This is a genomic window from Nocardia aurantia (genome assembly GCF_009604425.1).
Taxonomy (GTDB): domain Bacteria; phylum Actinomycetota; class Actinomycetes; order Mycobacteriales; family Mycobacteriaceae; genus Nocardia; species Nocardia aurantia.
The window spans coordinates 299,842-312,391 of the sequence record NZ_WEGI01000014.1; the positions used below are offsets into that span (position 1 = coordinate 299,842).

Here is a 12,550-nt window from a genome sequence, read left to right on the forward strand (position 1 = left end):
GTCCCGCTCGTTACGGCATTCGTGGTGGTACTTGCCCGGCCAGGCCACGGGTGCGCGGTGCGGTGGACAGGTAGGTGCCCAGCCGCTGCACGGTGATGTTCATTTCGTAGGCGACCATTCCGAGGTTGGCGTTGTCGTCGGCCTGGATCGCCAGGCACGCGTTCGCCCCCGCCGCGGTCACGAACAGCACCGCCGTCTCCAGCTCGATCACCGCCTGGCGCACCGCACCACCACGGAACCGCGTCCCCGCACTGCGCGCCAGACCGTACAGCGTGGACGACATCGCCCCGAAATGCTCCGCGTCCTCCCGCGTCATCTTGGTGCATCGGCCCAGCAGCAGCCCGTCGGTGGAATGCACGACGGCATACCGGACACCGGCGAGCCGGTCGACGAGGTCGTCGAGAAGCCAGTTCAGATCACCTGCGGTAGAAGAAGTCACCTTCGCCTTCCTGTTCGTTCGGGAGCACCGGATTCGCCGACGTCGGATACGGCTCAGGACGAGCACGCCGACCCTGACGAGTACCGTTCTCGATCGCCGACATCAGGTCACGAGCCTGATCGGCACTACGGCTGGGCTCCGAGGGGTATTCCTCGGCACGCGGATCCTCGGCGAGTTCGGGCGCGAGGCTGGCCTGCCGGCGGCGGCGCGGCAGCGGCGGCCGGGTGCCACCGTTGCCACTCGGCGGTGCCGACGGGGTCGGGCGGGTGGCCGGGCGAGCCTCCGGTTCGGGCTGCGAAATCGCCCGCAGGTACGCGGTATCGGGCTGATCGACAGGGGGCACCGGCCGAGAATACGACGAATCGGGCGGCGTGACCGGCCGAAGGTACGACGTATCGGCGGGCTCCTGGTAGACCGGACGCTCGTAGGCGGGACGTTCCGGCTGCGGAGGCTGATACGGCGGTTCGGTGGGCGCGACATGATGCCGGCCGGTATCGAAAACCGCTCGGTCGAAACCGAACTCGGACTCGTCCCGCAATGCGAGGGGTTCGGCCGGTTCCGGCTGCGGCGCGTGTTCCGGCGCGTATTCGGGTGCGGCGGGGGCCGATTCGAGCGACGGCAGCGGGTACGAGCCGGTGACCGCGGCCGGTGTGCTGGGGGCGTAGCGGACCGGGGCCCGGTCGCGCAGGTGATCGGCGACGGGGGCGTCGGTGGTGATCAGGCCGACCGGGATCAGCACGATCGCCCGGATACCGCCGTAATCGGAATCGGTGAGCCGCACCGAGATCCCGTGCCGGGTCGCCAACTGCGCCACCACGAACAAACCCAGCCGGGAATCCGCCGACAGAGTCGCCAGACCGAAATCCGGTGGGTTACGCAACATCTCGTTGACCCGCTCCAGCTCGTCAGGCGGCATCCCCATGCCCTGATCGCTGACCTCGACGACCACACCCTTACCGACACTGTTACCGGTCACATCCACCCGCGACTGGGGTGGCGAGAACGCGGTCGCGTTGTCCACCAACTCCGCCAGCAGATGCATCAGGTCCGCGACCACATTGCCCAGCACGAACACCCGCGGCAGCCGATGCGTGTTCACCCGCGCATAATCCAGGGTCTCCGCCACCGCGGACCGCACCAACTCCATCAACGGCACCGGACGCCGCCACTGCCGCCCCGGCTTACCACCACCGAGAATGATCAAATTCTCCGCGTTCCGGCGCTCCCGAGTAGCCAAATGATCCAGACGGAAGAAGGTGTCCAGCAACGCCGGATCCTCCTGCTTCGACTCCGCCTGATCCAGCAACTCCAACTGCCGCGCCACCACGATCTGACTCCGATGCGCGATATTCAAGAACACCGACCGCACACCCTCACGGGTTCGCGCCTCCGTGATAGCGGCGGAGACCGCCGCGGTGTGCGCACGGTTGAACGCCTGGGCGACCTCACCGATCTCGTCGTTCCCGAAATCCAGCGCCGCCGCCTCCGCCGCGGGATCGACCTGCTCGCCCGCGTCGATCTTGCGCATGGTCTCCGGCAACTTCACCTCCGCCAGAGCCAGTGTCTCCGAACGCAACCGGCGCAACCGGCTGATGATCCGGTTGGCGAGCAACACCGCGATGGCGAAGGCCACGATCGCCAGTGCGATCGCACTACCACCACTGACCAGCACCGCCCGGGACCGGGAATGGGCCAGATCGGCGGCGCTGTTCATGCCCGCGGCGTTCTGCTGGATCGCCACGTTGAACAGTTGTTCGCTGACCGAGTTCGCGGCGGTCCGCCACTCCTCGACCGTCATCGGAGGCGGCGCCGGGGCGCCGTTCTTCCCCGGCGCCGGATGCAGCAGCGCATCCTCCATCGCGGTCACCTGCGCCAGCGCCGGACCGGCCAGCAGATCCTTGACCAGTTTGGCGTCGGCGTCGTCCAGATCGTTGCTGAGCTGGGTGAGCAGCGAATGGTACAGACCGACGTTGTTGCGGTACTCGGCCATCAGCGCCGGCGGCAGGTCGCCACCGGCCACCGGGGACGTGAGCGCGTTGGCCCGCGAATTCGCCTCGACGGCCTGGAAAAGCTTCAGCGAGATCATCTCGTCGATCGCGGCGCTGATGGTCGGGGCGTTCTGCCCGACGATCTTGCTGCCCTTGTCGACACCGTCGAGCAGTCCGGTATAGAACGCATACACGTCGGGGATCTGCACCGCGCCGGCATCGACGCCGGTCCGCAGGCCGGGCAGCTGCACCGTCACCAGCTTGTTGAAGGCGGCGACCTTCTCGTCCATGCCGGAGCCGCCGACCCGCTGCATCGATCGGCCGGTGGAACCGAGTCCGCCCAATGCCCTGTCCACGCGCGCGCGAGCGGCGGTCAGTGCCTTGGGATCCGCGTCCTGCCCGGACAGCTGCGCGATGGACAACAGGCGTTCGTCCTCGACCGACGCCATCAATTCCTTGGTGAAGGAGAGGCTGCCCGCCATGGACCGCGAGAAGTCCTCGGCGTGGCTGGCCTCATCCTCGAGGTAGATGGTGTAGCCGACGCCGATTCCGAACAGTGCGAGACTCGGGACGAAGGCGATGGCGAGAATCCGAGTTCGAACCCCGGATAGTCTGACTCTCTGCACCGGCGAAGTGTAACCACACGCTGCGTTATATGTCATTCTCGTCCGATTAATTCGTTACCTGCGAAGTTTCCCCGTCCCGGGATTGCCGGAGCGTCGCTTGTAGACTGATCCGGTGATGTCGACGGCGCAGATGCTCGGTATCGGTGGCGCAATGCTGTTGGGAGCCATGGCACCCGGCCCCGACTTCGTGATCGTGACCAGAAACGCCATGTTATCCGGTCGTCGCGCGGGCGTATCTTCAGCAGCGGGAATCGGACTCGGCGTCTTCGTCTGGGCGGCACTGAGCGGATTCGGCGTCGCGGGCCTGCTGGCCGCCTCGGCGCGGGCGTTCACGATCGTCAAGGTGGCGGGCGCAATCTACCTGATGTTTCTCGGGATTCGCGCGCTGCTGGCCGCGCGCCGCGGTGGTTACGAGGCGCCGGACGGCTCCGCCGCGCCGCCCGTGGGCGTCTCGACAGGCTTCCGCCAGGGACTGCTCAGCAACCTGCTCAACCCCAAGGCCGCGGTCTTCTTCCTCGCGCTGATGCCCCAGTTCCTGCCCGCCGCACCGGCATTCACCGACACGCTGGAGCTGAGCACGCTCACCGCCGTCGTCACCGCGGGCTGGTTCGTGGCGCTGGCACTGGGCATCGCGACCCTGCGCCACTTCTTCACCCGCACCCGCGTGCGGCGCGCCCTCGACGCCGCCATGGGCACCGTGCTGGTGGCCCTCGGCCTGCGGATCGCGCTCGCCTCGCACTGAGACGTACCTGTTCGGGGCCGCGGTTGTGCGCGGCCACAATCGGGCACGGCCGACCCGGTGGCGGGTAATCAGGATCGGGCGTCAGGGCGACGGGGTAGATTGTCTGTATCCGTCGGTTACCGATAACAGGAGGCCCAACCGTGCCCGCACCCGATGCCGCCACGTTCGAACGGTTGAGTTCCCATGCGTCGATCCGGTCGCGCGCCGACCGGGAGACCCGGACGATCACCGCGGTGTTCACCGGCGAGCCCCTGGGCACCGTCCCGGTCGGCACCGCCGAGGACGTCGCCGCGGCCGTCGAGACGGCCCGGGCCGCGCAGGCGCAGTGGGCCGCCCGGCCGGTGCGGGAACGGGCCGCGATCTTCGAGCGCTACCGGGCGCTGCTGGTCGCCGAGCGGGACCGCCTGATGGACATCATCCAGGCCGAGACCGGCAAGGCGCGCTGGGCCGCCCAGGAGGAGATCATCGGGATGATCTTCGCCGCCAGGTATTTCGCCAAGGTTGCTCCGAATCTGCTGGCGCCGCACAAGGTTCCGGGCGCCTTCCCGGTTCTGAACCGCGCGACCGTCCGGCACCAGCCCAAAGGCGTCGTCGGCGTGATCGCGCCGTGGAACTATCCGATGCTGCTGGCCATCGGCGACGCCGTCCCGGCCCTGCTGGCCGGCAACGCCGTGGTGGTGAAACCGGACAGCCAGACCCCCTATTCGGCGCTGGTGAACGTGGAGTTGCTGCGCCGGGCCGGTCTGCCGGAGGGGTTGTTGCAGGTGGTGACCGGGCCCGGTTCGGTCGTGGGCAGCGCCATCGTGGACTCCTGTGACTTCCTGATGTTCACCGGATCCTCCACCACCGGAGCCACTCTGGCGCAGCAGTGCGGCCGTCGGCTCATCGGCTTCGCCGCCGAACTCGGCGGCAAGAATCCGATGATCGTCACGCGCGGCGCCGATCTCGGCAAGGCGGCGAAGGCGGCCGTCCGGGCCTGCTTCTCCAACGCCGGGCAGCTGTGCATCTCGATCGAGCGGCTCTACGTCGAGCAGCCGGTGGCGCAGGAGTTCACCGCGAAGTTCACCGCCGCCGTCCGTGCCGCGAAACTCGGTGCGGCGTACGACTTCTCGGCCGACATCGGCAGCCTCATCTCCGAGGCCCAGCTGGAGACGGTGACCAAGCACGTCGCCGACGCGGTGTCCAAGGGCGCGACGGTGCTGGTCGGCGGCAACGCCCGGCCGGACCTCGGCCCGCTGTTCTTCGAGCCGACCGTGCTCGGCGATGTCACCGACGAGATGGAGTGCGGCCGCAACGAGACCTTCGGGCCGCTGGTGTCGATCTATCCGGTCGCCGACGTCGAGGAGGCGATCGCCCGCGCCAACGACACCGAATACGGGCTCAACGCCAGCGTGTGGACCGGCAGCGCCGCCGAGGGCGAGGCGATCGCGCAGCGGCTGCGCACCGGCACCGTGTGCGTGAACGAGGGCTACGCGCCGGCCTGGGGTACCACCGCGGCCCCGATGGGCGGCATGGGCATCTCCGGCGTCGGCCGCCGGCACGGCCCCGACGGCCTGCTGAAGTTCACCGAGGCGCAGAACATCGTGACCACCCGGCTGTTCAATCTCGATGCGCCGTACGGCATTTCGCAGTCCACCTGGCAGCCCGCGCTGATGGCGATGGCGCGGGCGATCCGGTTCCTGCCCGGCCGGTAGGCCGGCTCACTTGTTGAGGAAGATCCCGGCGACATCCGCGTTCTTGATCGGGGTGCTCGCGTTTCGCTGTGTGCCGCAGAGGAAGTCGACCGACACCAGGGTCGCGTCGACGGTCGTGCCCGCGGGCTCGTGCTGATCGCCGGTCTGTTGTTTGACGAACTTGGTGATCGTCATGCGCTTGGTGTCCTGGTCCTGCTTGACGTAATCGCCGCACGGGGTATCGCCACCCTTGTTGAGTGCCTGCTTCACGTCGGTACACCCGGTGAGCAGTGCCGCGGCCACGATCGCGGCGGCGACGCCCGCCGTGGGCCAGCGCAGCAACCTCATCGAAGCGTTCTCCTTCGTTCGTCCGGACTGTCGGTCACCAGCCTAAGGTGTGCGGCCGGTGCCGGGTTCCCGGCTCGGGCCGTCGCGGCAGCCGGGCGCGGCACAGCGATCACCATTACCCTTCGGGGCCGTGAACGCTTCGCAGTTGCCGGATCTCTCGCAGATCACCGATCACCTGACCGCCGTGTCCCCGCCGCCCCCGCTGTGGGTGGTGATCGTCACGGGTCTCGCGGCGTTGCTGCTGGTCGGCTACCCGCCGGTGTGGCGGGTGCTGCGCACCGGCGTGACCATCGCGCACGAGATCGGGCACGCGATCGTGGCGGTCCTCACCGGCCGGACACTGCGCGGGGTGCGGCTGCACTCCGACACCTCGGGGGTGACCGTCTCCCGCGGTAAGCCGTACGGACTGGGCATGATCCTGACCACGATGGCCGGCTATCCGGCGCCGTCGGCGCTGGGGGTGGGCTGCGCGGCGCTGGTGGCGGCCGGGCGGCTGACGCTCATGCTGTGGCTGCTGGTCGGCGCGCTGGTGGTGCTGCTGGTGTTCATCCGCAACCTGTTCGGGCTGCTCGCGGTGGTGTGCGCGGGCGCGCTGGTCTTCCTGGTGTCGTGGTTCGGTTCGCCGGTGACGCAGAGCGTGTTCGGGTACGCGGCCACCTGGTTCCTGCTGCTGGGCGGCGCGCGGGCGGTGATCGAACTGCAGCGGGTGCACACCCGCGGTGACGGTTCGGACGCCGATCAGCTGGCGGGCCTGACCCGGGTGCCGCCGCTGCTGTGGGTGCTGCTGTTCGGGCTGGTCGCGGTGGCGGCACTGGCGTTCGGCGGGCGGCTGCTGCTGGGGGCCTGGCCGCCGATCGGCACCCTCTAGACGGTGCCGGCGTAGTCCCGCCACGCCTGGGCCTCGACGAGGTTGCCCTGGCGGCGCAGCACCGCGGCGAGGCCGGCCATCGCGCGCACGTCGCCGTGGTCGGCGGCCACCCGCCACCAGTGTTCGGCCTCCCGTAACTCGCCGCGGCGATATCGCAGCACCCCGAGGTCGTACGCGGCGCCGGCGTGACCGCGCGCGGCGGCCTGCGTCCACAATTCGCACGCCTGATCCATGTCGCCGCGCCCGTGCATCGCGGCACCGAGCTCGTACAGCGCACTGCGATAACGACTCGCGTCCGTCGCGACGATCCGGACGGCGACCTCCACGACCAGATCGGCGAAACTCACCGGGCCCACGCCGACACTGCAGCGCAACAACGGATTCCCCGTAGAACTACGATCTATCACAACCCCGTAATTTCCCGCCCAGGACATCACCTCGCCGCCGGACTCCATCCATACCGGGGTCAGTGTGATCGCCGCTTCCGGGCTCGCCGCGCACACGTCCAGTGAAATCCCCGCGGCGATCGCGTCGGACCAGACGTCGACGCCCAGCAAACGCCGTTCCCCCAGGGCGACATGGCCTCCGATCACCGACAATCCGATGCCGAGGCCGAGTAGGCCCGGTGGTGGCGAACTCTCGTGCAGGGCGAGACTCACCACCACCGGATCCTCACCCAGCGATTCGGAATACAACGGATACACTGTCGCGCCGTACCAGTCGACCGGGTCGGCTCCGGCATATCGCTGCGCGAGTGCCGGCTCGTCGTACGCGCCGATCGTGGACGGCCGGGTCATCGTGGTCCGCCTTTCGGTAGAGCCGATTCGATGGCTGCGGCATTACCGTATCGCGTCCCGCGCCGGAAAAACTCGGGAATTGTTTCGCGGTCCGATTCGCCGCTTATTTCCCGGGATCGAATTCGGCTCGGAACGTACCGAACATGAAAATCGGTCGATATTCCCGATCGGGGCAATTCACAACGGCCCGAAACCGTTCATCTGCAGGCTGCCGTGACAATAGAGCGCGGTGCCGAACGGTCCGGACACCGGCGCAGGGTCGTCGGGCAGGAATACCGCCACCCCCACCGCGCGCATCGGTTCGTCTGTGCCGCAAGGTGATTCGATTCCGGTGCCGGTCACCGCGCGGCCGTCGGCGGCCAGCACCGCACCGGCGGGCACCACCAGCGCGATGTCCGGCGCCGGCTGGCAGCCCGCACAGTCCGCGCCGCCGTTCCCGTCGTCGGGCCGCACGCGCAGCCGGCCGCGCAGCGCGCACTCCCGGTCGGAATGGTTGATCAGCCACACCTGGACCCCGCGATGCCCCGCGCCGTCTCCGGACATGCTGTGGAACGCCTGTGCCGTGAAGTCGCCGGCGTGGCAGCGGGGGAGGACCGCGGCCGGATCCACTTCCGTGCCGGCCGCGTAGGCCGGGCGGGTCAGCGGGTGGACCACCAGCCGGTCGCCGCGGCACACGTGCAGTTCGTCCGCCGACGCGCCGCCGTCGGCGACCGCGGCGGTCAACGGGGTCGTCTCGCCCGGCAGCGTGACCCGGGCGGTGCCGGGCTCCGGGCAGCCCAGCACCGCATCGCCGGCATATTCGACGCGGACCACGAATTCGGCCGTACCGCCCGGCGTGAGCGCCACCGGGCGCGGCGTGACGGCCGCCTTGCCGATCGCGACCTGCGGAAGATCCGACAGCTCGACATCGGCGAATCCGGTCGCCACGCAATCGCGAATCCCGGTGTTGCGCACCGTCACCAGCAGGGCGTTCGAGCGGCCGGCGGAACTGGTGGCAGCCACCGCGGCGCTGAGATCGCCGGTGTGACACCGGGTATCGGTCTCGGCGCCGGGCGGTCCGGAACAGGCGACCACGGCGACGGCGACCACGGGCAGCAGTGCGGCCGCGACCGCCGACCGGACGAGGTGCACGTTCCGCACCGGCGGTCCTCCTCTTCGAGTCACCTCATAGTGACATCCCGGGGCGAAACCCACGGGTGAAATGTCAGGTCCGGGTTCGTTTCCCGGCGAGTTGCGCGAAGAAGGTCGGATCGTGAACTGCTACCTGCTCGCCCCGCGTGCCGGTGCCGGGGAGCCGGCCCGCCGCGTTCTGCGAATGCCGTTCGGGTACGCGCCTGTGCGGTGGGGATTACGGGCGTGCGGATGCCGCGGGTCGGGAGATCGAGGTGCTGCGAGTGGGGTGGGCATGGCCGGGCCCATGACGGTCTCCCACCAGGGGCGTAGGCGGCGGGGTTCGGGCCGGTACCCGATGTGGGTGTCGGATTCGCCGGTGGTTGCGGCGGAGGCGGTGTCGGTGGTGGTCATCAGGTTTCCGCAAGGTTGTCGATCGGATGGGTCGTTCGGGCGGCGCGAAACCGGCAGCCAAGGGTTCAGATAACCTCTGTCATCTGACAGAGATAATTTTTAGCACTCGAGCCAGTAGAGTGCAAGAGTGAGAGCTGGATAATCGGTAGGCGGTGCCGATGATCACGGCCGAGGGCAACCCGCCGACCGCCGGTCCGGCCGCCGCGGCGGCGCGCCCGCAGAATGGTAGCCGTGACCGGATTCCGACTGCCGCCCGACCGCCGTGCCGAACTGGCGGCGCTGCTGACCGACGGTGTCCGGTTCGGTGCCGAATATCCCAGTGCCGCAGACTATCTCGCGGTGTCGCCGCGGCTGAACGGCAGCGGCGACGAGGCCGCCGACCACGAGTTCGATCTGCGGATGCTGCACTACCTGACCGGCGGCGAAAGCTCGAATCCCTACTGGGACATCGTCGCTCCCGCGATCACCGTGGGAGACGGGCGCCGCCGCACGATCACCGGCGGCGCACCCGCCGGGAGCGCGCGGCTCGGCTACGCGCAGACGGTACTGCAGGCCGCGTACGCCTACGCCGTCCCGGCGCCCGAGACGCTGACCTGGGTCGCGACGGTGTGCGCGGGCCGGCCGATCCTGGAAATCGGTGCGGGGCGCGGATATTGGGCCCATCAGCTGGCCCGGCGGGGCCTCGAGGTGGTGGCGGCCGACTCGCAACCGCCGCAGTGGCAGGACAATCCGTCGTTCCCGGCGGTGTCCGGCCTGCCGGTGGCCTGGCATCCGATCGCGCACCCGGACGAACTGGCCGGGGAGTGGTCCGGCAGCGTCCTGTTGCTGTGCTGGCCGCCGGGCTGGGGCGCGCCGATGGCCTCGCGGGCGCTGGCCACCTTCCGGGCCGCCGGCGGCACCGATCTGATCTACATCGGCGAACCGCGCGGCGGCCGGACCGGCGACGACGCGTTCTTCGAAATGCTCGGCGCCGGTTGGCAACTCGCCGGCGCCGATCCGGATTTCGTGTCCTGGTGGAACCTGCGCGACCGGGCCGAGCACTGGACCGTCCGAACCGGCCCGGCCGCACGATGATTCAGCGCAGGGCGGGGGCGATCTCGCGCTCGAACAGTTCGATGCCGGAGCGGTCGTAGGCGGCCTCGGGGAAGTTCAGGATCGCGTAGCCGAGGCCCAGATCCCGCAGCCGCCGCAGATGTTCCACCACCTGTTCCGGGGTACCGATGGCCTGGCCTGGGGCGCGCAGGAGATTCTGCACGTAACCCCGCGCGATATCGGCGCCGACGATCGACTCGTAGCGCGCGGTCAGCTCGGCCAGTCGCTGCTCCACCTCGGCGTCGGTCGTGGCGATCACCGCGTTGAAGTTCGAGCTGCGCACGATCGCGTCGAAATCGGTGCCCACCTCGGCACAATGCTTACGCAGCACCTCCGACTTGTGCGCGAACACGTCCGTGGCGCCCGCGAAATTGGTGTACTGCGCGTACTTCGCCGCGATCCGCAGCGTCTTCTGCTCGCCGCCGCCGGCGATCCAGATCGGAATTCCGCCCTCCTGCAACGGCAACGGCCGCACGATGGCGTGGTCCACCTGGTAGTGCTTCCCGTCCAGAGTGGCCTCCCCGGTGGTCCACGCCTGCCGGAATATCTGCACGCCCTCGTCCAACCGGCCCAGCCGCTCGCCCGCCGACGGGAAACCGTAACCGTAGGCGCGCCATTCGTGTTCGTACCAGCCGCCGCCGATGCCCATCTCCACCCGGCCGCCGGAGACGATGTCGACCGTGGCCGCCACCTTCGCCAGATAGGCCGGATTCCGATAGCTGATCGCGGTGCACATCTGACCGAGCCGCACCCGCGAGGTGGACGCGCCGAAGGCCGACATCAGCGTCCACGCCTCGTGCGTGGCCTCCTCGGTGGGCACCGGCACCGTGTGGAAATGGTCGTACACCCAGATCGACTCGAAGGTGTCCCCGGCGTCCACGTACTGCGCCAGATCCCGCATGGTCTGCCACTGCCCCGCCGGGTCGATGCCGACGAGATCCAGCCGCCAGCCCTGCGGAATGAATATGCCGTAACGCACACCGTCTCCTTCACCCGTGATCGGTACCGGGCCGCAGCGGAGGCCGCGGTCCCGGAATCACTGTTCCGATCCGGCGCCGATCCCGCAACCGCCGCGCGCACCGGAACCGATCATCGATACCGATCAGATGAGCGCGCGCAACGCCCCCTCCGGCTCGACCCCCAGCAGCGACAGCGCCGAGGAGTGGTAGTTCGGCCCGGGGACGTGGATCGCGTGCTGCAGCCCGACGTGCGCGTCCCGCCAGAACCGCTGCAACGGAGTGCCGCGCCGTACCGCGTTGCCGCCCGAGCGGGCGAAGATCTGGTCGACCGCGGTCACCGCCCGCCAGGCACAGCGAATCTGGTTGCGCCGCACCAGGGATCGATCCTCGAAGCCGATCTCGCCCCCGGCCTCGATCCGGTCGTACAGCCGGCTGATGCCGTCGAGCAGCTGGGTCCGGGAGGCGGCGATGTCGGCGGCCGCCTCGGAGATCGCGTACAGCGAGTACGGATCGCTGCGGACCGGCCCGCCGATCGCGCCGACCCGGGCCCGCTGATAGTCCAGATGCGCGGCCAGCGCGCCCTCACAGATGCCGATCACCGCTCCGGTGATCCCGAGCGGGAACATCGTCCAGAACGGCAACTTGTACACGGTCTCGGTGCGACCGGCCCGCTCCGCCGCCGCGGCGCCCTCGGCCACCGCGCCGGCGTCGATCGTGCGGTAGGCGGGGATGAAGGCGCCGTCGACGATCACATCCTTGCTGCCGGTACCCGACAATCCGATCACGTCCCAGGAGTCGTCGACGATGGTGTAGTCGGCACGCGGCAGCACCACGTGCAGGCTGCGCACCGGCTGGGCCGGTGTGCCGTCCGGGCCGGCGACCAGCGCGCCGAGGAAGATCCAGTCGCAGTGGTCGGTGCCGGAGGAGAAGTTCCAGCGCCCCTTCAGGGTGTAGCCGCCGTCGACGGGGGTGGCCAGGCCCTGCGGCGCGTACGGCGAGGCGATCCAGGTGTCGGGGTTCTCGCCCCACACTTCGGCCGGTAGCCGGCGATCCATCAGGGCCATCTCCCACGGATGCACACCGCCGACCCCGCACACCCAGCCGGTGGACCCGCACACCTTCGCCACCGCCATCACCGCCTCGGCGAAATCGCGCGGATGGGCGGCGTATCCGCCGAACTCGACCGGCTGCAACATCCGCATCACCCCGGCCTGCCGGACCAGTGCGACACTCTCGTCCGACAACCGGCCCAGCCGCTCGGTCTCGTCCGCCGTCCCGGCCAGTTTCGCGGCGAGTTCCTCGACCCGGGCAACCACCTCGTGCGTCATCGCGTACCTCCGAACCATCGAGCCGGCCGTCTCCGTCACCGGGTTGTCCCGCCGACGGTAGGTCGCGCCCCTGCCGCCCACGGTCGAATGTCCGCTCACCGGGACGCGATTCGGATGCGGCGCCGACCCGGCGGCGGAGTAGTCTCCGGACCGGCGCGGGATCGTC

11 protein-coding genes are annotated in these 12,550 nt (G+C 69.4%); 4 read left to right on the forward strand and 7 right to left on the reverse strand.

Annotated features, from left to right (window positions below; all coding sequences use genetic code 11):
- Nucleotides 1-10: 10 nt before the first annotated feature.
- A complete protein-coding gene (locus NRB56_RS31235) occupies nucleotides 11-439 on the reverse strand; it encodes a roadblock/LC7 domain-containing protein (protein WP_319943795.1) in 429 nt (142 codons plus the stop codon).
- Complete coding sequence (locus NRB56_RS31240) at nucleotides 417-3,053, reverse strand: sensor histidine kinase (protein ID WP_319943796.1); 2,637 nt, start codon at nucleotides 3,051-3,053, stop codon at nucleotides 417-419. Before NRB56_RS31240 ends, NRB56_RS31235 begins: the two co-directional genes overlap by 23 nt.
- A 115-nt stretch (nucleotides 3,054-3,168) precedes the next feature.
- On the opposite strand from NRB56_RS31240, the gene NRB56_RS31245 reads away from it, so the two are divergent.
- Nucleotides 3,169-3,795 carry a LysE family translocator gene (locus NRB56_RS31245; RefSeq protein ID WP_153347993.1) on the forward strand — a complete coding sequence of 209 codons (627 nt, stop codon included), beginning with the start codon at nucleotides 3,169-3,171 and terminating at the stop codon, nucleotides 3,793-3,795.
- Nucleotides 3,796-3,935: 140 nt separating this feature from the next.
- Complete coding sequence (locus NRB56_RS31250; RefSeq protein WP_319943797.1) at nucleotides 3,936-5,489, forward strand: succinic semialdehyde dehydrogenase; 1,554 nt, start codon at nucleotides 3,936-3,938, stop codon at nucleotides 5,487-5,489.
- Between the two features lie 6 nt (nucleotides 5,490-5,495).
- Here the strand turns inward: NRB56_RS31250 and NRB56_RS31255 are convergent, their stop codons facing one another.
- Complete coding sequence (locus NRB56_RS31255) at nucleotides 5,496-5,816, reverse strand: hypothetical protein (protein WP_153347900.1); 321 nt, start codon at nucleotides 5,814-5,816, stop codon at nucleotides 5,496-5,498.
- Between the two features lie 130 nt (nucleotides 5,817-5,946).
- Between NRB56_RS31255 and NRB56_RS31260 the strand changes: the two genes are divergently transcribed.
- Complete coding sequence (locus tag NRB56_RS31260) at nucleotides 5,947-6,684, forward strand: M50 family metallopeptidase (protein ID WP_319943798.1); 738 nt, start codon at nucleotides 5,947-5,949, stop codon at nucleotides 6,682-6,684.
- Here the strand turns inward: NRB56_RS31260 and NRB56_RS31265 are convergent.
- Both NRB56_RS31265 and NRB56_RS31270 read right to left on the reverse strand, forming a co-directional pair.
- Entirely contained in the window at nucleotides 6,681-7,481 is an 801-nt protein-coding gene (locus NRB56_RS31265; protein ID WP_153347901.1) for a tetratricopeptide repeat protein, read from the reverse strand. The genes NRB56_RS31260 and NRB56_RS31265 overlap by 4 nt on opposite strands.
- Before the next feature lie 177 nt (nucleotides 7,482-7,658).
- Nucleotides 7,659-8,621 (reverse strand): DUF4232 domain-containing protein, encoded by a 963-nt coding sequence (locus tag NRB56_RS31270; RefSeq protein ID WP_153347902.1) that lies wholly within the window; start codon nucleotides 8,619-8,621, stop codon nucleotides 7,659-7,661.
- Nucleotides 8,622-9,236: 615 nt separating this feature from the next.
- Between NRB56_RS31270 and NRB56_RS31275 the strand changes: the two genes are divergently transcribed.
- A complete protein-coding gene (locus NRB56_RS31275; RefSeq protein ID WP_319943799.1) occupies nucleotides 9,237-10,079 on the forward strand; it encodes a methyltransferase domain-containing protein in 843 nt (280 codons plus the stop codon).
- Between the two features lies 1 nt (nucleotide 10,080).
- Here NRB56_RS31275 and NRB56_RS31280 read toward each other — a convergent pair whose 3' ends face one another.
- A complete protein-coding gene (locus NRB56_RS31280; protein WP_319943800.1) occupies nucleotides 10,081-11,076 on the reverse strand; it encodes an LLM class F420-dependent oxidoreductase in 996 nt (331 codons plus the stop codon).
- A gap of 123 nt (nucleotides 11,077-11,199) precedes the next feature.
- Nucleotides 11,200-12,384 (reverse strand): acyl-CoA dehydrogenase family protein, encoded by a 1,185-nt coding sequence (locus NRB56_RS31285; RefSeq protein ID WP_153347904.1) that lies wholly within the window; start codon nucleotides 12,382-12,384, stop codon nucleotides 11,200-11,202.
- Nucleotides 12,385-12,550 lie beyond the last annotated feature (166 nt).